Origin of the sequence: Mesomycoplasma neurolyticum (genome assembly GCF_900660485.1) — a bacterium.
Lineage (GTDB): Bacteria > Bacillota_I > Bacilli_A > Mycoplasmatales > Metamycoplasmataceae > Mesomycoplasma_A > Mesomycoplasma_A neurolyticum.
Map to the genome: position 1 here is coordinate 210,781 of NZ_LR214951.1, position 22,159 is coordinate 232,939.

Here is a 22,159-nt window from a genome sequence, read left to right on the forward strand (position 1 = left end):
AAAAATGAATTCAATTTTAATATATTTTTCAATCAAATATAATGGTGATTTTTTTTCAATTTTTAATGCATTAAAAAGACAGGAAAAAATTGATAAAAATTTAATAATAGAAATTGAAAATGATATACAGAACAAAAAAATACAAGCAATAACAATCTTGGATAAAGAATATCCTAAAGAATTTAAATATTTAGATAAACCACCTTTTGTAATTTTTTACAAAGGGAATATTAAACTATTAAAAGACAAAAATAAAATATCTTTAACTGGTGATAAAAATACACTAAAAGTTAAAAAATATTTAGAGCAATCACTTCCTGAAGTAAATAAAAATAGTGTTTTAGTTACTTCGGCTTATAAAAATTTGGATCAAAATATAATAAATTATTTTGAGAAAAATAATGGAAAAATAATTTATGTCTCAGTCAATGGAGTTAGCAATCCATTCTTTGCTAATAAAGTAAATATCAATGAAAACAATTTAATTATTTCTGAATATCCTGATAAAACAGAAATAACAAAAATAAGATTAAAAAATAGAAATAGAATAATGGCTTCTATTTCAAATGCATTAGTTATTTATTCATCTAAAATTGATAGCGGAATCATGAATTTAGTAAATTATTTTTTAGAATTAGGAAAGGAAATTTTTTGTTTTCCTGGTGAATGAGATAATGAAGAAGAAGATGGGAATACAGCTTTAATAAAACAAGGCGCTAATTTAATAACTTCAATTAAGGATTTAAAAAACAAAAAAAATGATCACAAATTTAGTGGATAATTATTTTATTGATACAATAAATTTTGCAGATAGTAATGAAATAATTCAAAAAATAGGTAATAAAACTCAACAACTTGGATTTATAGCTCTTTCAGCTTTTTCAGGAGTTATTGCTTTTGCTTTAATGCTAGCATTAATTATCACTGGAGTAAAAATATCATATTCATCAGGTGAAAAAAGAAAAAATTATATTGTACATTTATTAATTATATTAGTTGTTTTTGTAATAACAATTATTATTTTTTCTGTTGGTTTGAAGTTTGCTATAGATATAAGCAAAGAAGCAATCGAGCATTCAAAAATAAGTTAGTGTGTTTAAAGAATTAGTAGATCTTTTATTCTATCCTATTTTTTCTTTTTTTTGATCAATACTTATAAAAATACCTTATAAGTTTTTATCATTATTATGAGATCTAATAAAAGTTATTGAAAAAAATGAAATAATAAATTTTTTATTTTTTTCAATAAAAAAATCGAATTCTGATTTTAATAATTTTGAATTACCACTTTTTTTAAAAGTGTTTTTAATTTTAAATATTTTCGTTTTTATTACTATTTTTTTAGTAACAATTTTAAATTGTGTTTTTAAAAGTAGAAATATTTTTAATAAAAATAATATTTTTACTATATTTAAAAAAACATTACCATCAGCAATTTTAATTTTTATTTTTCCATTAATTTTATTCACTATGTTAATTTTTATTTCAAAAATATTTGAAATTTTATCTTTAGCATGAGATAAAGATCCTAATATTGCAAAAGTTACTTTTAATAATTTAAGACACATTGGAATAGATAAAAATTATTGAAATTCATTGTCTAGTGATAATAATTTCAATCCTTTAAATTACAATGCATATAAAAGTCTAAAGGTTTCTACTATAGAAATAATGTTTTTTCCATCTATTGTTGGTTTTAGTTTATTTGTAATTTTTTCAAAATCATTAATTAATGTTATGAATAAAATTTTTCAACTTTTTATTTTATTTTTAGTTTCGCCTTTTGTTTTTTCAACTATCCTTTTAAACCAAAATTCAAAATTTTTAATATGAAAACAAATGTTTGTATCAAAACTATTATCAATATTTATTTTTGTTTTTGCTTTTAAGATATTTAGTTTTTATGTTGATATTACAACTGAATGAATATTAAATATTGAAGAACTTACAGCTTTTCAAAAAAATTTTTTTAATTTTTTTACTGTTGTTGGCGGTTCTTATGGGATTGTTAAAATTTCTGTATTAATTACAAAATTTTTTGGAGAAGAAATTAAAATGAAAAATAATTTTTATGAAAGTAGTAATTTATTTAAAAATGTTCAATTTTTTTCAAATAAAAAAAAGATTTGAAAAGAAAGTTCAAAAATAAAATCAAATAATTTAAAAAATAATGAAAAAAATGTTTTAGGAATTATGAATGAAAAAATAAAAAATAAAAAATTAATACCATTTGAAATATATGAAAATTCATTTTATAGCAATGTAAATACATTATTCACAAAACAGCAAATAAATAATCATGATCAAATATATAATGAAATGTTTATAAGGATAAATAATGTTACAACCTAAAAATATTAAAAAAAACAAACTTGTTTTAGCAAAAAATTTTTATTTAGCTGATTTAATTGCTTTAATTTTTATTATATTTTTTTCTTTTGTTTTAGGATGGTTTTCAATACCTGATTTTTTATATTATAAAAAAATTATATCTTCGATTTTAATTTTACTTTTACTTTTATTTTTTAGTCCATTAATGTTTTTCTTACCTAGCGAAAATTTAAGAGTTTGATTATTTATTTGATATTATGTAAAATACTTTTTGGTTAACAAAAAATATTTAAAAAATTCTAAAAAATCTAATACAGCTTTTTTTACAAAATACAAAAACATTGATGAAAAAGGAATATTAGAACTAAAAACAAAAAAAATAAATGATTTAAAATATGTTTCTTTTTTAGAAATAAAAGGTTTAAATATATGAAATCATAATTTTGAAGATAAAAAATATATTTTAAATCAAATAACATCTTTTTTCAACATTTTAGATTTTAAAATTAGTTTTGTAAAAATTAAAACAAAAAATGATTTTAATAAAAAAATTAATGAAATAAAAACAAGACTTTCAACAATTAATGATAAAGAAAAAAATATAACTAGTGATGAAAAAAATGAGTTTAATTATTTATTTTTTAAAAAAAAGGAATTTGAAAAATTAAACATTCAAGAGTTGAATGATAAATATATAATAGCTGTTTATGATAAAGATAAAGGCAATATTAATAACAATATATTACAAATTATAAATTTCTTTAAAAAAATAGAAATTGATGTCAGAGCTTTAAATAATGTTGAAACTTATGATTTTTTATATACATTTCATAATATTGTAGAAAATAAAAATATAGATAAAAACCTAAAAGAAATAGTTCCTAAAAAAATATTTTTTAAAAAAAATCACTTTATTCTAAATAATATATATTCGAAAATTACTAGTATTTCAGAATATGCACTTGATTTAAATGTTGGGTGAGCTGATACATTTTTCAATTCCACAAATACATTTGCTATTTGACATATATCTCCAATTATAAATGAAGATTATGAAAAAATACTAGATAAAGCTAATGATAAAATTTTAACTTCAATAGCATTTAATAAAAAATCTATTTATAGAAGTAAAAAAGATTTTAAATTTATTGAAGCAATTGATGAAATTATGGATTTAGTTTCTAATCAAAATCAAAAAATATTTGATACAAATCTTTTGTTTTTGACTTTCGCTGATACAAAGAGTAATTTAAAAAATACATTAAAAAATTCTTTATATAAAAATGTAAAATTAGAAAAATCAAAAATTAACAAATTATTATTTAGACAAATTGAAGCTTATAGCTATTTTGGGTTTAATAATTCAAACTGAACAAAGGAAAATATTGAAATGGTTTCTAGAAATATAGCATTTTCGTGACCTTTTACATTTGAAAAAAACATTGATCAAAATTTTTTGTATTTGGGAAAAAATAACAAACAATCAATTATTCTTGATATATGAAAAAGAAATCATTTTCATTCAAATTCAAATTGTGTTTTTTTTGGAACATCTGGTCGTGGTAAAACGACTGCTATTAAAAAAATAGCATTAGATTTCTCAATGCAAAAAAATTCTACAGTTATAATTGTTGACCCGCAAAGAGAGTATCAAATATTTAAAAATATTTTAGATTTATCTTGAATTGATATTGGTTCAGGAACAACAACAATAAATCCTTTAGAGATATTAAATATTAATTTAAAAAACAAAAGAGAAACTATAATTGGAAAACATATTAGTTTTTTTATTAATTGGATAAAAATATTGTCTAATACTTGAAGTGAAGAAAAAGAAACTATAATTTTAAATTCATTAAAAGTTCTTTATAAAAAATGAGGATTTTATGACAATAATTTAGATATTAGTAATCTCACATCAAATGATTACCCAACTATAAGTGAATGAATTAGAATATTAAGAGCAATTAAATATAACGATAAAAATTATGAAAATATTTATTTAAATGAAAAAATAAAATTAATTGAATGATTAAAAACAAATTTCGAAGATTTTGGAATATATTCAAAAAATTACAATGGTTATACTAATGTTGAATTAAATAATAATTTTATTGTAATAGATTCCAAAACATTTGTAGAAAATTCAACAAAAAACAATGTTAATGCGTTTTTTTATTTAATATTCCAATTAATTTTAAATAAAATAAATATTAATTTTTTTAATGAAAATAAAAAAACTATGCTTATTTTTGATGAATTACACAAATTCATTAATAATAAAAATAGCGAAGTATTAGATTTTTTATTTGACATTGCTAAAACAATAAGAAAATTTAATGGTTCACTAGTTGTTTCAACACAAAATATTTCTGATTTTATTTTAAATGACGAAATAATCAATAAAACAAGTGGTATTTTGAAAAATTCACAATATAAGTTTATTTTTAATGTTCCAGGTGATGATATAAAAATTATAAATAAATTGTACAATCCAGATGTGACTCAAAATTCTAATAATTTAAATTTAATAAATGAAAATGATTTTAATTTTATATTAAACGCAGGTGTAGGTGAATGTTTGTTAATAAGCACACAAAAAAGAAAAATCCATTTTAAGTTTGATTATAATGAATATGAAAAACAACAGTTTTTTGTTTAAAATAATAAATAAATTTAATATTTGATTTTTTCTTTTTTTATCAATATTTAGTTTTATTTCATATAAAAGTATTAATGAAAAATCTGAAATTGTTTATAAACAAGACATAATTATAAATAATAAAAAAAGTTTTGAAACAAAAGAGTGAGATGTTGGTGAAATTTTAAATTATGATGAAAAAAATAGAAAATTTTCTTCAGAAAATTCACAAAAATTTCCTTTTACAATTTTAGATGATGGTATTTCACAAAATAAAAAAGAAGCTTTGCACCAGTATTGACATACAAGTGGTAATGTTTATGGTTTTATAAATTGATATAATTATCTAACTGACAATTGATATGGTGCTAATATAAATATAGCGAATGGTTTGGAAGGTTGGTATAACAATAAAAAACAACAATATCTAGGTTCTAATAATAAACCTGAAGGATTAAATTATGATGATGGCTATTTCGCAATACAAAAAACAACTAATTCAATCAATTTATTAGATGAATCAATTAACAAGTTAAAATTTTATTTTGGTTTAGAAAAAAATAATTTAGATGCAAGTGAAACCCAATTTTCTAAATATGGGAAATATGGGAAAGATTTATCAAATTTTATTTTTGAAGAATTGTTTAATTGAAGAAAAAATGAAATTAATAAATTTAAACAAGAACAACATAAATTAAAAGAATTTTATCTAAAAAATCTAGAAATTCAATTCAATTTTTACATTAAAACAAATAACAAAAATTATTATGATTTTTACCCTTTTGAGTTAGATACTAAAATAACTAAAATTAGAGCAAAGCTTTCATTTGATTATCACATTAAATATGATGAATTCCAGCCTAAAAAATATAATTTATTAAAAAATATTAAAAAGTTTCAAGACATTTTTTTAGAAAAAATTATAAAAAATAATGAAATATCTATTTATTCAGATTTAGGTTCAGATTTTAATCTTGCTCCAATGGACATAAATAATAGTTATGGTTATAAAAATAATGTTACATATCTTGATGAAAAACTAAATAATTTTTTAATTGAAAATAAAAAAATTATCAATGATGATTTTAATTTAAAATATAAAATTCAAAACATAGATAAAATAGATAAATTAGATTTTTATATTGAATATTATGACATCATAACTAATAGTAATCAATGAATTAAAATAAATGATTCTCCTATTACCATTAAATATATTAAAACTGAAAAATTTAAAAATTTAGATATATATAAAAGACTTTTAATTATACCTGGATTTTTTTTAGATCAAAAAAAACTAGATTCATTAGATTTACAAAAAGATATTCCTATTAGAATGGAAAATGATCGAGATATAGGTTATGATTATGGTGGTACTTGAATATACAACGCACCAGTAAAAATTGCATTTCAATCAACTTTTAAAGAAGATGAAATACTTTTAATTAATAATAAAAAAATAGATGTTTTAAATCAAAATTTTTTCATTGATATAGGTTTTAATGATGAAAACAATTTAAAAAATGAATACAAAATTGAATTAGTTAAATTTAAAAAAAATTTAAAAACTAATGAAAATAAAGAAATTTTTAGATGAACTAAAATTATAAAAATATTAAAAGATGAATTGAATTTAAATATAAAATGATTTGCATGAGACCCAGAAAATAATAGAGAACAAAGAAAATTAATTGAACCATTTGTTATTATAAAAAATGAAGAATTATTAGACAAAAATGGTGAAAAAATCCCCAATCCTGATTTTGATCCAAATATTGATAAAAATAATGGAACTAAAAGCGAAATTGTATGAATAAATTTTTTAAAAGATAATGATTTATTACCAAATAATACCCGTTTTTTACAAGACCCTATTGATGAAAATGAAAATTTAAATTATATAGCTTTTAATAAAAAAATAGGTTTTATTGCAGAAGCTTATGTTATAAAAAAAGGTATAAATCTATCAATAAATAATAAATATGAATCATTTAAAATTTTTAAAATTGCTAAAAATAATGAGCAATTTGAATTAATCAGTGATGAGACATTAGAATTAACAAAAAAAGGTAAAGAAGCAAATTTTATTTTTAATGATAATGAATATTTTTCACATGAAGGTTTGTGGCTTTTTAGTTATAGAACTAAAAATTCATTGAATAAATATAAATTAGTTTATATTACAAAAGAAGACAATAAAAAAAATTTTAATAATTTTTTTCCAAATAATGACATTATAAATTTGTGAGAATCTATCCCTGGTAAACATTTATCAAATTATTTAAATGAAAAATTTAAGATTAATGAAACATTTTTAAAACAATTAACATATGATGAAATAATAAACTATTGAAAAATGTATGTTTCAAATACAACTACTTCAATACCAAATAATTATATTAATTTTAATATTATTTCGCCAAAAATTGATCTACAAAAATCAAATAATTTTACATCTAAAATTAATTTTGATGATTTTAACCCAAACGAAGAAGAAAAAAATGAATTTTTGTCTGATTTTAAATGAAAAGAAAAAATAAAATTTAAAATTGAAATAAATGAACATTTTTCAAATGTTTTAAAATTTACTTTTGATTTAAAAGACAATGTTTTTAATTCACAATATAAAATAAATAAACCTGTGCATTTAATAAATGTTATCTGAAAAAAAGATAGGCTACAAAAATATGAAAATATTAATAAAAATGAAAAAAAGGAAATAATTCCTAAATTTAATGATGAAAAAATTATAGATATAATTTCCAAATCTAAAAATAAACAACAATTTTTGAATTTGATAAATGAAAAAATTTTCTCTTTTCTAAATTTTGAAAAAACAACTTATAAAACTATTTTTTTAGAAAATAATATTATTTTTAATTTTTCTGTAATTCCAGATTTTTATAATTCATTTTATATAAAACCTGAGTCACAAATTTTAATTTTAGAAATACCTTATTATTTAAATAATGAATTAAACAAAAAAATAAATATTTTTGAAAATTTTCAATTTAATGTTTTAGATTTAAAAGGTTTAATTGATAAAAACAAAATAAAAAACCAAATTCAAAAATTTTTAAAAGAAAATATACAAAAAGAATTTGTTTATAATGAAGATTATGAAATAGAAAATTTTGATGAAAAAGTTGAAGAAATATCAAATTTAACAAAAAAACCAAATTCTTGAATTATTTTAAAACTAAAAACCAAAAATAATTCACCCAAGAATATAAATGGTTCAAAAATTTTAAAAATTTTTAACACATATAAATCTAAAATCAGCATTGATAAAATAATAGATTTGTCATTAATAAAAATTCCTGATTTAGTAATAGATAGCGAGGAAACAACTGAAAGTATCACTTTGTTAATTGAAAAACATATTTTAAGTAATTTAAAATCATTTAATTTAAATTTGCAAAACGAAATTAGTGTTATAGATTATTTTAATAAAATAAAAGTGCTATTTTCAAATAAAAATAAATGAATTGTTTTTGAAATTATAGGAAATTTTCAAAATTTTATAAACAAAATAACTTTTAAAATAATGTATAAAAATAATGGTGAAAATGCTTTATTTGATCTTTCTAATTTAAATTTAGAAATAAATTTAGAATGTGAAAATTTTAATTGTGCTTATAAAGAAATTTTAAAACAAATAACAAAATATTTAGATGGTTTTTCACTAAAAAAAGACTATGATTATGTAGTTGAAAAAATTGATGACCAAAATTATTTAAAGTTAATTATTGATAGAGTAGGTGAAAATGTTTTAAAATTAAAAATCAATTCTATAAATAATAAAAAAACTCTTAATCATTTTTATGTTATTGTTAAAAATATAATAAAAAATCAAGATATTGAAACAATTAAAAAAAATTGATTAATAGAACAAAGAAAAATATCAGCAAATAACTTTAATTTTTTGTGGCTAATTCCTGTAATATTTTTTGCATTTATTATATTAATAATTTTAATTTTAAAAATTTATAATCTTTATTTTAGATATAAATAGTTAATTTTATATATTATAAAAAACAATTTTTTATATTTTGATACAATAAGTGTATTATGAAAAATATGATAGCGTTTTCTGATGTAGATGGAACAATTTATGGTAAAGACTATAAATATAGTAAAGAGTTACAACAAAGTATATTAGATTTTCAAAAAAAAGGCGGTTATTTTGTAATTGCAACAGGTAATCCACCATTTAGTAGAATTCAAAAATTAGCAACTGAATTGAATGTCAGATATTTGATAACTTCAAATGGAGCAACAATTTTTGATAATATAGAAAAAAAATATATATATAAAAATCTAATAGATAAATCAACACAACAAAAAGTTTTTGAAATTGCCAAAAAGCATAAAACACAATTAAATTGCTGAAATGAAGAAAATTTTTATACTTACAACCGTTGAAAAGAACATTCTAAAAGTTATAATTACTCACTTTTAGATGTATCAGTAATAAAAGAATATAATGAAAATGTAAATAACTTAGTTAAAATGGAATTATTTGGTGATAAAGAAAGTATTTTGAATTCATACAATGAATTAAAAAAAATGAATGTTACAATAGCTTTTATGCGCGATGAACATTTAGAAATTACAATGCCCAACACATCTAAAGGTATAGCATTGAAATGATTTGTTGAAAATCATTTCAATGATTCAATTGAAAATGTTATGTCTATAGGCGATAGTCCTAATGATTGATCAATGCTAGAAATAACAGGATTTTCTTATGCTGTAGAAAATGCAAGTGAAAAAACTAAAGAAAAAGCAAAATTTTATACTTCTCGTTACGACCAAAATGGTGTGAGTATGGCATTATTAGATTACATGGACCGATTTAATTCCAAAAAATTAAGTTAAATTTAATTTTTTAAAAAAATAAAAAAGCAAAATATTTTGCTTTTTTTCATAACAATAATTTAAATTTAAGTTTAATAATTTTATATATAAACTTTTAAAATAAAAATTTTAACACAAAAACAAAAAAATATATCATAAAAAAAATAAAATTTTTTTAGTTTTTTTTGCAAGAAATTGTAATACAATAAAAAGACTATGTTTATCTTTTAAGGAGCAATTATGAAAAATAAAAAAACTAATTATTTTAATGATTCTGTTTCGCCTTTAGAGTTTGTTTTAAATGGAATGAAAGGGAAAATGCGTTCAGTTAATTGAAACTATCTAAATGATGATAAAGATTTAGAAATTTGAAATAGAATTACTCAAAATTTTTGATTACCTGAAAAAATTCCTGTTTCTAATGATATAGAAACATGAAGAAATCTCTCTCCTGTGTGGCAAAAAGTTATTACTAGAACATTTACAGGTTTGACTTTGTTAGACACTATTCAAGCAACAATTGGTGATGTTGCACAAGTTCAACATTCACTTACAGACCATGAACAAGTTATATACACTAATTTTGCTTTTATGGTTGCAGTTCATGCTCGTTCATATGGAACAATTTTTTCAACACTTTGTTCAACTGAACAAATTAATGAAGCGCATGAATGAGTAATTAATACTTCTAGTTTGCAAGAAAGAGCTAAGATTTTAATCCCTTATTATACAGGTGATGATCCATTAAAATCTAAAGTTGCAGCAGCATTAATGCCAGGTTTTTTATTGTATGGAGGATTTTATTTACCATTTTATCTTTCTTCAAGAATGCAACTACCAAACACTTCTGATATAATTCGTTTAATTTTACGTGATAAAGTTATTCATAATTATTACTCAGGGTATAAATATCAACAAAAAGTGCAAAAACTTCCTGTAGAAAAACAAGAAGAAATGAAAAAATTTGTTTTTGATTTATTATATAAATTAATAGATCTAGAGAAAAAATATCTTAATGAATTATATTCAGAAATTGGTTTAGCTGATGATGCAATTCGTTTTAGTGTTTACAATGCAGGAAAATTTTTACAAAATTTAGGATATGATTCACCTTTTAGTTTAGAAGAAACAAGGATTGAGCCAGAAATTTTTAACCAGTTATCTGCGAGAGCTGATGAAAATCATGATTTCTTTTCGGGTAATGGTTCATCATATATAATGGGTGTTAGTGAAGAAACTGAAGATGAAGATTGAGAGTTTTAGTTAAAATGCATGATGATGTAGTTAAAATTGATGAAAAATTAGTTATTAAACCAAAGGGTGAAATATTTTTAGTTTATTTTTCTTCTACTTCTAATAATACACACCGTTTTATACAAAAATTAAATTTAAAAAACGCTAGAATTCCTTATGAAATGTCAGAAATTTTAGAAGTAAATCAAGATTATGTTCTTTTTGTGCCAACATATAGTGGTGGTGGTGATATAAAACAAGGTGCTGTCCCTAAACAAGTAATTAAATTTTTAAATAAAAAAGAAAATAGAAGTTTTTGTCGTGGTGTCATAGCTTCAGGGAACACAAATTTCGGTGATACATTTGCTATTGCTGGACCTATTATATCTAAAAAACTACAAGTTCCATTGTTATATCAATTTGAATTATTAGGTACAAATGAAGATGTAGAAAATGTTAAAAAAATATTAGAAAAATTTTGGAATTAAAAGGTGAAAAAATGTTTGAAAATGATAAATATATTAAGTTAAATGCAAAAGCTAAAATGTTTTGACAACAGTCAGAGGTAAATTTTGACTTAGAAGCAGCAAGAGAATACCAAAAAAATGAAATTGAACCTAAAATGAAAAAGTTTAATACTTTTGATGAAAAAATAGACTTTTTAATTAAAAATGATTATTATGAAGAAAAAGTAATAAACAAATATTCTATTGATCAAATAAAAAAATTAAACAATCAAGCTAAAAGTTATAAGCATGAATTTCCTTCATTTATGGGAGCATTAAAATTTTACAATGCTTATGCATTAAAAAGTTTTGATGGAAAAGAATATCTTGAAACATATGAAGATAGAGTTTTGATGAATTCATTATTTTTGGCTAATGGTGACTTTGATAAAGCGCAAAAAATTTTAAAACAAATAATGCTTGGAAGATTTCAACCTGCAACACCTACCTTTTTAAATGCAGGTAAAAAACAAAGAGGTGAATTTATTTCATGTTATTTAATTAGAACTGAAGATAATATGGAATCAATTTCAAGATCTATTTCAACTTCGTTACAATTATCTAAAAGAGGTGGAGGAGTTTCAATTTTATTAACTAATCTTCGTGAATTAGGAGCTCCTATTAAAAAAATTAAAAATCAAGCAACAGGAATTATTCCTGTTATGAAATTACTTGAGGATTCTTTTTCTTATGCAAATCAATTAGGTCAAAGACAAGGAGCTGGTGCTGTTTACTTAAATGTTCACCATCCTGATATTTTACAGTTTTTAGATTCTAAAAGAGAAAATGCTGATGAAAAAATCAGAATTAAATCTTTATCTTTAGGTGTTGTAATACCAGATATAACTTTTGAACTTGCTAAAAAAAATGAAGAAATGGCGTTGTTTAGTCCTTATGATATTTATAAGGAATATAACAAAGCTATGAGTGATATTTCTATTACAGATGAATATTATAATTTATTAAATAATCCAAGAATTAGCAAAAAATTTATTAATGCTCGTAAACTTTTTTCATTAATTGCTGAATTGCATTTTGAAAGTGGTTATCCATATATTCTTTTTGATGATACAGTCAATCGTCGTAATGCTCATCCAGGAAGAATTGTAATGTCAAATCTTTGTAGTGAAATTGCCCAAGTTTCAACCCCAAGTGAATATAATGTTGACTTGAGTTTTAAAAAAATTGGTGAAGATATTTGTTGTAATTTAGGAAGTATTAATATAGCAAAAGCAATGGAAGCTGGAGAAGAATTTGAGGAATTAATTTATAATTCTATTGTTTCTCTTGATCATGTTTCAAGAAATAGCGATCTTGATAGCGCTCCTTCGATTAAAAAAGGAAATCAAAATAATCATGCAATAGGATTAGGGGCTATGAATCTTCATGGATTTTTAGCTACAAATCAAATATTTTATGATTCACCAGAAGCTATTGATTTTACAAATATTTTCTTTTATACAATGGCATATAATGCATTCAAAGCATCTAATAAATTAGCTAAAATTTGAGGTAAATTTAAAGGTTTTGAACAAAGTAAATTTGCTAATGGTTCATATTTTGAAAAATATACTAAAGTTGAAAAAGATAAATTTGTTCCTAAAACTGAAAGAATTAAGGAAATTTTTAGAGAATATAAAGTCTATGTGCCAACTCAAGAAGATTGAAAAAATTTAGTTGAAGAAATCAAAAAAACTGGTTTAGCAAATTCTCATTTAATGGCTGTTGCTCCTACAGGAAGCATTTCATATCTTTCATCTTGCACACCATCACTTCAACCAATTGTTGCTCCAGTTGAGACAAGAAAAGAAGGTAAATTGGGTAGAGTATATGTACCAGCATATAATATTAATTTAAATAATTTAGAATATTATGCAACAGGAGCATATGAAATGGGGCCATTTCCAATTATTGATATAGCAGCTGCAGCACAACAACACGTTGATCAAGCTATATCATTAACACTATTTTTTACAGATAAAGCTACTACAAGAGATTTAAATAAAGCATATATTCATGCATTTAAAAAGGGTTGTGCTTCTATTTATTATGTAAGAGTAAGACAAGATGTTTTGGAAAATAGTGAGTTTTATGATGTAAGTGAGTGTGACGCTTGCAAAATTTAAAAAGTAAAAATACTAAAATACACTTCAAAAATTTTAATTTAAATATTAAAGTAGTATTTTAGTATTTTTTATAGAAAAAATACTACCTTATAATAGTAAAAATATTTTTTCTAAAATACCAGATGAAGTGATTTTTTTAAGTAACAAGGTTTTAAAAATTCAAACATTTTTATTTATTGCACATTATCACAATTCACAAAAAGTCAAAGATGCATTTTTATGATTTTTTGATGATTTAACGTTTTTAAATTTAAATACAACTAATTTTCTATTTTTAGTAAATGATTGAATTGTAAAGTCATTTCAATTTGAATTAGAAGCAAAAGATTTTAAAACTTTTTTTTACATCTTTTACAAAATGCGGATTTTAATATTAAAGATATTATTATTGAACAAATACAAAGAACTGATATCTCGGGTAATCCATTATCAACTCATGAATTTTTTTTAATTCATAAAAATAATTCAAAAGATTTTAAAGTTTATTTTTCTAATGAAAGTGAAGGAACACAAATTTTTATTTTAATGCATTGTTTTTATTAAGCAAAAAAATTAATCAAAAAGTTATATTAATAGATGAATTTGATAAATCATTTCATTTTGAATTAAGCAAAGCATTAATTGATATTTTTCATAAATCATCAAAAGAAAATCAATTTATTTTTTCATCCCATAATTTAAATTTAATGAATCATAATTTGCGTGATGATCAAATTTGATTAACAGAAAAAAATGATATTGGAACAAGTGAACTTTTTTTGATTGTGGATTTTGATAATTTAAAAACTTTTAAAAAGAAAGATAATATTACATCTCAATATTTAAATGGAATTTTTGGAGCATATCATATTATTAATAATGCACAAAACAAAGAAGGACTGAAATATTTAGAAAAAAATAAAGATGAGAAAAATACAAAATAGAGAAATTAAAATTCCTTATTGAATTTTTACTGAAGGCCATAGTGAAGCAAAATATTTTGAACTTTTATTTCAAAAATTGAGATTACCTAATGCTAAAATAAATACAATTGTTTTAAAAAACAAAGGCAACAACTGAGCAATTAAAACAAAAAGAAAAATAATCGAAAATAAAATAGCGAAAAATAAAGCTGTACTTTATTTAGTTTTTGATAAAGATGATTTACCTGAAGAAAAATTTCAAAAAAGAAAACATTAATATTATTTTTTCGAATATTGATTTTGAAATTTGATTATTAGCTCATTTTAAAAAAATAGATTCAGAAAGTAAAATATATTCTAGAAGTGAATTAAACGAAGAATTAGGTGAATATTTAAAGAAAAAATACAAAAAATCTAATATTGAGCAACTAAAAAAAATAGTTGAAAACTGAGAACAAGCAATTCAAAATACTAAAGATATTTCGAAAAAGTAGATTTTTTTACACAATCTACTAATGTTGGTATATTAATTGAAAATATTTTAAATAATAAAAAATAATTTTTATTATTGTTATTATATAATTTTAAATTATTAATTAACACTAAAATACTAACAATATATAAAAAGGCAGATAATATGAACAAAACAATAAAAAAAATACTATTTTTTTTAATTTCTTTTATGGTTTTAATAACGTTTATTTCTTGTAATCCAACAAAAAATAAAACAACAATTAAATTTGCTACAGCACAATATAAAAATTGACCTTTAACCAAAGCAATGACCAAAATTGTAGAAATGTATAATAAAGAAAACAAAGGCACAAAAGATTTTATTGAGATAGAATATTTACTAAATGATAAAACCAAAACATTGCGTGAATCAGAGTTAGCACTAAAGCAAGTTGTAAATATATATAAGGATTTTAATTTTCCAGATTTAGCTAATATTATTTTAAATAACCCAATGGGTGCTTTTTTAATTAATTCCAAGAATAGAAATATGGATTTAAGTGATGTTGGTGTTGGTTTTGAAAATTTTCCTGAAGAAATAGCTAAATTACATTCAGTAGTTCCTGGTGAAAGAGTAGATTCTAAAAGAATGTATAGTATCCCTTTTAATATTTCAGACACAAATGCATTAATGTTCAATCTTGATTTAATGTTTTTAATTTTTAATTTAATTGAAAACAATGGTGGAAAAGTTGATAAAAATTCAAATATTTATAAAAAATCATTAATTGCTTCTCAAACAGGGTCTGAAATTCCTGAAAATTCATTTTTTTTAACACTAAAAGCTAAAAATAAAAGCGCATTTAAGAATATAAGTGTTAACGATGAAACATTTCAAAGTTATAATTCTATTTTAAATTTTGTTGATATTTTTTTTAATGGAATTGAAATAGATGAAACAAAAATTAAAGACGAAACACCTGAAACAAATGCAATTTTTGGGATTAATTATCCAATTGATACCTTTTTTCAAGATTATAATAATTTATCACAAAATAAAAAAATGTGGAATTTAAAGCCAAATCCTAATGACGAAAATACAACATATTTAAATTATGATATTTTAGAAGATAAAATTTTACAATCTAATTTTGAAGAAACTACAAAAAAATATATAAATAATATAAAGTATTTAGAATCTAAAAAAAACAAAAAAAATATTTTTAATAAAAAATATCAAATAAAAAATACTAGAGTTGGTTATGAACTAAGAGATTATAGAATGGCATTTGGTTTTGGCTTTGTTGTAACTAAAGAAGAATTGGTAAATACTTTAGAAAAGAAAAATGAATTAATAAAAAAACAAAACTTAACAGAAGAACAAGTAAAAAAAATATTACCAACAGAAGAAGATTTATATTTTTTACCTCAAGTAACTAAATCAAATATTTTAGATAAAAAAGGTAGTTGATGAGAAGGAGGTTCAAGCATAGTTGCTATTTCAGTGGATAATAATGGACCTTTAGACAAAGCGACAAAAAAATTTTTAAAATGATTATTTAATGCAAAAGTAAATTACAGAAATAAACAATATAATGTAACTGATTTAATACCAATTTTGTCTGGATATTTTTTTCCTTCTAAAAATAATGTTTCAGAAAAATATTCTGAGTTTTTAAAACAAGAAATATTAGATAGACAAAAATTAATTAATTCACTAAAACAAAACAACAATGACTTTGAAATAATTAGTGAATTAGAAAAAGAAAAACTTAATTTAGAAGCAGCACTTGTTAGTCAAATTTCATTGTTAAATGCTATAAGAAATAAAGATAATTTAATTTACAAATTAGTTGATAAAAAAGCTTCATCTATTTCAAAAACAATAGAAAGAGAATTGAGGAATTCAACAATTAAATCAAATGTAAATAATGAATTTGAATCTGAAAAATTTCTTAATGAAATTTTAAATAAAATGAAAAAATAAAACAAAGGAGATATATGTTAATAAAACAAAGAAAATACTATAATGGACAACATTATTTTATTGATAAAGAAAAAAAAGTTTTAATTTTAGAACATAATTTTTTTGAAACTTTAAAGAAAAATAAGGGAAATTGAAATGGTTTTAAAAAAATTGGTGGTTCATCATTAGGGGATGTACTATTAACAGATTCATTTAAATCTCATTTTTTAGCTTTTGTTAGAATCTCAAAATTAGATATGCCAATTTTAGATAAAAAATATATAAATGCTGGTATTGCTATTGAACCTAAAGTGATTAAAGTTATTGAAAAAAAACTCAAAAAGAAGGTTACAGTTTATCCACCACAAAATTATCAATATGATTATTTTAAAGATAAAGATGATATTGTAGGTGGGATTCCTGATGGTTACATTGAGGATTTAAAATTATTAATCGAAATCAAAACAACACAATTAAAAAATTTAGAAAAATGAGAAAAAGATGAAATACCACTTTCATATTTAAAACAAGCACAATTATATTCTTACTTGATGGGTGTGAATGAGTTTGCTATTGTTGCAACATTTTTGAAAGACGAAGATTACTTAAAACCTGAAAATTTTCCTATTGAACAAAGACATATAAAAGTTTATAAATACAAGCTAAATAAATCACAAGTTGAAGATGATATTGAAAAAATTAAAAAATGATATAAAAAATACACTGAAAAAGGTGTATCACCAAAATATGATTTAAAAAATGATGGTGATCTTTTAGAATATTTAGAATGTAAAAATGAAGCGGAATGAGCAGAATTAATTGATAAATGAAAAAAGATAGGAAAAATTAAAGATATTGAATAATGCAAAAAGAAAAAATATTATTTAGTCATTTTTTAAGATTTAAGACTATGCAACCTTTTTTTGTTTGAAATAGTGTTGATAATTTAAATTATTCTAGTTTAGAAAGTGAAAGCTTAGAAGATGAAAATGAACAACTTTGAAATTTTGATGATTTATTGGATAATGGTGATGAAAATAAAAATGATAAATTCATTGTAACTAAAAGTAATGTTTATTTAGAGTTAACTAAAAAATTTATCGAAGATATAATTTTGAAATATGGCTATGAAAATATATATGTTGTTAAATCCAAAAAAACAGATGAAGCTATCAAAGAAACAGTAGAAATTTTAAAAAGTAATAAATATAGAATTATACTTTTTGGAGTATTTGAATATAAGAATGCTATTGCAAGAGTAGATTTATTAGATTTAGAAAAAAGAAAAATATCATGCTTAAAACTTTCTACATCTACAAAAATTAAAGATGTATTGAAAATATATTGAAATTTTCAAATAATAAGAAATTTTTTAGAATTAAAAAATGCATCTTATTTTTTAATTTCTACCAACGAAAAACCAAAAAAAGGTGAAATTTTATTTGATGAAATTTTTAATATAAATTTAAATAAAAATAAAAAAAAATTTAAAGTAAGTGATAAAATTCCTAATTCACAAGAATTTTTTTATAAAAAACTTAGCAATCAACAAGGTATAGGTTATGATGAGTGAAACTCAAATGACAAAAAAATATTTAATAATTCTATTTTTAAAATAGTTAATGAAAAAAAAATTGAATTAAAAAATAAAACTATATATTTAGAAGAAATAAATTATGCTATTAAAAAGATTAATTCTTTTAAAAATGTTGATAAAATACAAAACTTTTCAGAATTAGATAATGGTCCTTTTGGTTCTAACCCAAATGTAAATTTTATTGTTGAACAATTTTATCCAGAAATAGCTAATTTTAGTGGAAAAGTTTTAAGTAAAAAAAGTATATTAAATTTTATTGAAACTAGAAATATAACGTATATTCAGTTTATTGAATATTTAAAATCAGTTAATGCTAGAATTGATTTATCTATAAATGATGAAGAAATTTTAAATATTTTAAATAATCCCAAAAATTCAATAGTTTGATATGATTTTGAAGGCTTTTCATTACCTTTTCCACCAATTGATGGTGTGGAACCATATAAACAAATTGTATTTCAACTTTCAATAAAAAAAACTTATAAAAATAAAATTTATACAGAGAATATTGTTTATGATCCAAAAAAAATTGATTTAAATGTTTTTGTAGAAATAATTGAAAAAATTTATAGTAATGGCTCAGATTATTTTGTTGTTTTTAATAAATCATATGAAAATACAAGAATTAAAGAAATGATGAATTTAATAAAAGAAAATGATGAAGAAAAACATGAAAAATTATTATATAAATACAATCATATTATTGAAAACACAATTGATTTAGCTGATTTTTTTTCGAAGTATAAGGCAAATGAATTTATTCTCCCTTCTATTTTTTTTAGTAAATTAAAAGGTTATTATAGTATAAAAAAAATTGAAAAATTAATTACAGAAAACAAAGAAAAATTAAATTTAAAAAACTTTATAATCCCTTATAAAGAATTAGTGATACAAAATGGAGTTTTAGCAATGTCAAAAGCTATAGATCGTTATTTAGGGATTATTGGTGATAAAGAATGAGAAGATGAAAAAATAAATTTAAAAAAATATTGCGAAAATGATGTTATGGCAATGATAATGGTGGTAGAGTTTATAAATTGAACTATTAAACATAAAGATAAAATAAAGGATTTGTAATTTAATAAATAAAAATATTTCAATTTTAATATTGAAATATTTTTATCAAATTATTTCATTTTTATTCATTTTCTTCAGTGTTTGATTAATTTTTTTAAAAATTCTGGAATTTTTAAAACTTAAAGAGTAACTAAACGGTGAAGGGTGTGATAAATTAATTACAATTTGTTTGTTTAAAATCAATTTTTTTTGAATTTCTTGAGCTTTTTTACCTAATAACAAAAAAATTACATTATTATAATTGTTGTTAATAAACGAAAGAAGATTAAAACTAAAATTCTCTCAACCAATATCAGCATGTGACATTGGTTTATCTTTTTGAACAGTTAAAATTCTATTCAAAAGTAAAACCCCTTGTTTTGCTCAAGATGATAAATCCCCATTAATTTTATTAAAATTTGGATAATCTTTTTGGATTTCTAAATAAATATTTTTTAATGAAGGGGGCAATTTTCTGTTTAATGTAGAAAAAGCTAAACCATGAGCTTCATTTTCACCATGATATGGATCTTGGCCAATGATTACAACTTTCAAACTATTGAAATCAGTTAATTTTAAAAAATTAAATATGTCCTTTTTTTGTGGAAAAATAATTTTATTTTTATATTCATTATTTAAAAATTTTTTTAGATTTATAAAATATTCTTGCTGAAATTCGTTTTTTAAAAAAAGATTTATTTTTTCATTATTTGTCATTTTTTAGTTTCCTTTTTAGTGCAAATATTTAAAAATAAATTATAATATAATTTATGAATATAAAAAAAAATAGTCTTAATTTTCTTAATGATACTAAATATAAATTTGAATTTCTAAATGAGTTTAAAAAAATTGTTGATTATGCACAAGAAGAGTTTGAAATAGAAAAGCCTTTGCATGTTGATTTGCTTTTAACCAATAATTTAAAAATTAAAAAAATATCCAATGAATATAGAAAAAAAGATAAAGAAACTGATGTTTTGTCATTTCCCACTGATTGAAATGATTTTAAATTTTTAGATTATTTATTTTTAGGTGAAATAATTATTTCTTATGAAAAAATTATTGAGCAAGCAAAAGAATATGGTCATAGTATTAAAAGAGAATTTTGCTATTTATTTACACATGGAATGGTTCATCTTTTTCATTTTGATCATCAAACAGAAAAAGATGAAGAGATTATGAATTCTCATGTTAATAACATAATGAAAAAACTAGGAGTTAATCGTGATGATAACTAAATTAAAAGAATTATTGAAATTTTCATATGCACCTTATTCTGATTTTCCAGTTGCAGCTATTTTAATTGATAAAAATGGCAAAACTTGAAATGGAGTAAATGTAGAAAATGCAGCATTTCCTTCAGGGATTTGTGCTGAAAGATCAGCTATTTTTGGTGCAATTTCTCATGGTTTTAAACAAAATGAAATTATTGAAATTCACATTATTTCTAAAAGTCCAGAATATATTTCGCCTTGCGCAGGTTGTAGACAAGTTATGACTGAATTTATGCCTTTAGATGCAAAAGTTTACCAGTATAAAAATAATGGTGAATATAGAATAAATACTTTGAATGAGTTAGTACCTTTTCCAATTATTAAGGATCAAATAATTTAATGAAAACTTGTTTTGTTTCAATTATAGGCCGCCCAAATGTAGGGAAATCTTCATTATTAAATAAAATTTTAAACTATAATCTATCAATAGTAACACCTAAAGCACAAACAACAAGAGATAAAATTAATGGTATATATAATGATAGTGAATATCAAATAGTTTTCACAGATACTCCAGGTATTCACAAAACCCAACAAAAATTAGGTGAAAGTTTAAATGCAAGTTCTTACGAAGCGATTAAGGAATCAGATTTAGTTTTATTTTTAACCCCTGAAAATGAAACGATAGCAAAAGGTGATTTGATGATTATAGATAAGTTAAAAAAGATCAAAAATAAAATAGCTATTATTACAAAGGTTGATTTAATAGAAGAAAAAAATGAATTAGATACTAAAGCTTCTTTTTTAAAATCTTTAGGTTTTAATTCAGTTTTAGGTGTATCAATAAATTATCAAAGAACCATTGATGAATTAATGGAAGAAATTAAAAAATATGCAATTGAATCAAATTTATTTTTTGATCCAGAAGAGATAACTGATAAAAGCATGTCTTTTATTGCAAAAGAAATTATCAGAAAAAATGCTATTCAACTTTTAGATTATGAATTACCACATAATATAGCTGTTGTTATAGATAATTTTAGTGAAGAAGAAGATAAATACATAATTGATGCAATTATTTATGTATCAAAAGATTCTCAAAAAGGCATTTTAATAGGTAAAAACGGAAGTATGATTAAAAAAATTGGAATTAATGCGAGAAAGGAAATTGCTTTAACTTTTGATATGCCAATTGTTTTAAATACTAGAGTAAAAGTAAGTAAAAAATGAAATGATGATGAAAAATCAATTAAAAGAATGGGGTATTAATTAAA

The 22,159-nt window shown here is 21.1% G+C and carries 19 protein-coding genes; 18 read left to right on the forward strand and 1 reads right to left on the reverse strand.

Features of this window, described 5'->3' with window-relative positions; all coding sequences use genetic code 4:
• Window positions 1-4 precede the first annotated feature (4 nt).
• The 15 genes from EXC65_RS00855 (at window position 5) to EXC65_RS00925 (ending at window position 19,692) form a co-directional block, all read left to right on the forward strand.
• Window positions 5-781, forward strand: a complete 777-nt coding sequence (locus tag EXC65_RS00855; RefSeq protein ID WP_129719620.1) for a DNA-processing protein DprA — start codon at window positions 5-7, stop codon at window positions 779-781.
• Window positions 759-1,091: an Mbov_0395 family pilin-like conjugal transfer protein gene (locus EXC65_RS00860; RefSeq protein ID WP_129719621.1), complete on the forward strand. Its 333-nt coding sequence runs from the start codon at window positions 759-761 to the stop codon at window positions 1,089-1,091. The genes EXC65_RS00855 and EXC65_RS00860 overlap by 23 nt, the downstream gene beginning before the upstream one ends.
• Window position 1,092: 1 nt before the next feature.
• Entirely contained in the window at window positions 1,093-2,352 is a 1,260-nt protein-coding gene (locus tag EXC65_RS00865; protein ID WP_129719622.1) for an Mbov_0396 family ICE element transmembrane protein, read from the forward strand.
• A complete protein-coding gene (locus tag EXC65_RS00870; RefSeq protein ID WP_129719623.1) occupies window positions 2,339-4,993 on the forward strand; it encodes an Mbov_0397 family ICE element conjugal transfer ATPase in 2,655 nt (884 codons plus the stop codon). Before EXC65_RS00865 ends, EXC65_RS00870 begins: the two co-directional genes overlap by 14 nt.
• Window positions 4,968-8,987, forward strand: a complete 4,020-nt coding sequence (locus EXC65_RS00875; protein ID WP_165001316.1) for an Mbov_0399 family ICE element protein — start codon at window positions 4,968-4,970, stop codon at window positions 8,985-8,987. Before EXC65_RS00870 ends, EXC65_RS00875 begins: the two co-directional genes overlap by 26 nt.
• A gap of 56 nt (window positions 8,988-9,043) precedes the next feature.
• Entirely contained in the window at window positions 9,044-9,853 is an 810-nt protein-coding gene (locus EXC65_RS00880; protein ID WP_129719625.1) for an HAD family hydrolase, read from the forward strand.
• Window positions 9,854-10,072: 219 nt separating this feature from the next.
• Window positions 10,073-11,095: a class 1b ribonucleoside-diphosphate reductase subunit beta gene (nrdF, locus tag EXC65_RS00885; RefSeq protein ID WP_129719626.1), complete on the forward strand. Its 1,023-nt coding sequence runs from the start codon at window positions 10,073-10,075 to the stop codon at window positions 11,093-11,095.
• A 5-nt stretch (window positions 11,096-11,100) separates the two neighbouring features.
• Window positions 11,101-11,553 (forward strand): class Ib ribonucleoside-diphosphate reductase assembly flavoprotein NrdI, encoded by a 453-nt coding sequence (nrdI, locus tag EXC65_RS00890; protein WP_129720217.1) that lies wholly within the window; start codon window positions 11,101-11,103, stop codon window positions 11,551-11,553.
• 11 nt (window positions 11,554-11,564) lie between these two features.
• Window positions 11,565-13,697 carry a class 1b ribonucleoside-diphosphate reductase subunit alpha gene (gene nrdE, locus EXC65_RS00895; RefSeq protein WP_129719627.1) on the forward strand — a complete coding sequence of 711 codons (2,133 nt, stop codon included), beginning with the start codon at window positions 11,565-11,567 and terminating at the stop codon, window positions 13,695-13,697.
• 530 nt (window positions 13,698-14,227) lie between these two features.
• Window positions 14,228-14,620, forward strand: coding sequence for an AAA family ATPase (locus EXC65_RS00900; RefSeq protein ID WP_129719628.1), 393 nt, complete (start codon window positions 14,228-14,230; stop codon window positions 14,618-14,620).
• Complete coding sequence (locus EXC65_RS00905; RefSeq protein WP_129719629.1) at window positions 14,601-14,876, forward strand: hypothetical protein; 276 nt, start codon at window positions 14,601-14,603, stop codon at window positions 14,874-14,876. Before EXC65_RS00900 ends, EXC65_RS00905 begins: the two co-directional genes overlap by 20 nt.
• Entirely contained in the window at window positions 14,836-15,093 is a 258-nt protein-coding gene (locus tag EXC65_RS00910) for an RloB domain-containing protein (RefSeq protein WP_129719630.1), read from the forward strand. Before EXC65_RS00905 ends, EXC65_RS00910 begins: the two co-directional genes overlap by 41 nt.
• Before the next feature lie 143 nt (window positions 15,094-15,236).
• Window positions 15,237-17,039, forward strand: coding sequence for a P68 family surface lipoprotein (locus EXC65_RS00915; RefSeq protein ID WP_129719631.1), 1,803 nt, complete (start codon window positions 15,237-15,239; stop codon window positions 17,037-17,039).
• A gap of 14 nt (window positions 17,040-17,053) precedes the next feature.
• Entirely contained in the window at window positions 17,054-17,881 is an 828-nt protein-coding gene (locus tag EXC65_RS00920; RefSeq protein WP_129719632.1) for an MAGa7180 family putative nuclease, read from the forward strand.
• A complete protein-coding gene (locus EXC65_RS00925; RefSeq protein WP_129719633.1) occupies window positions 17,881-19,692 on the forward strand; it encodes a DUF2779 domain-containing protein in 1,812 nt (603 codons plus the stop codon). Before EXC65_RS00920 ends, EXC65_RS00925 begins: the two co-directional genes overlap by 1 nt.
• Before the next feature lie 42 nt (window positions 19,693-19,734).
• Here EXC65_RS00925 and EXC65_RS00930 read toward each other — a convergent pair whose 3' ends face one another.
• Window positions 19,735-20,388, reverse strand: coding sequence for a uracil-DNA glycosylase (locus EXC65_RS00930; protein WP_129719634.1), 654 nt, complete (start codon window positions 20,386-20,388; stop codon window positions 19,735-19,737).
• 53 nt (window positions 20,389-20,441) lie between these two features.
• Here EXC65_RS00930 and ybeY point away from each other — a divergent pair, with 53 nt between their 5' ends.
• The 3 genes from ybeY to era are packed head-to-tail and all read left to right on the forward strand — an operon-like array spanning window position 20,442 to window position 22,154.
• A complete protein-coding gene (gene ybeY, locus EXC65_RS00935; protein ID WP_129719635.1) occupies window positions 20,442-20,909 on the forward strand; it encodes an rRNA maturation RNase YbeY in 468 nt (155 codons plus the stop codon).
• Window positions 20,899-21,285: a cytidine deaminase gene (cdd, locus tag EXC65_RS00940; RefSeq protein ID WP_318025965.1), complete on the forward strand. Its 387-nt coding sequence runs from the start codon at window positions 20,899-20,901 to the stop codon at window positions 21,283-21,285. The genes ybeY and cdd overlap by 11 nt, the downstream gene beginning before the upstream one ends.
• Window positions 21,285-22,154, forward strand: a complete 870-nt coding sequence (era, locus tag EXC65_RS00945; RefSeq protein WP_129719637.1) for a GTPase Era — start codon at window positions 21,285-21,287, stop codon at window positions 22,152-22,154. Before cdd ends, era begins: the two co-directional genes overlap by 1 nt.
• The last annotated feature ends 5 nt before the right edge of the window (window positions 22,155-22,159 follow it).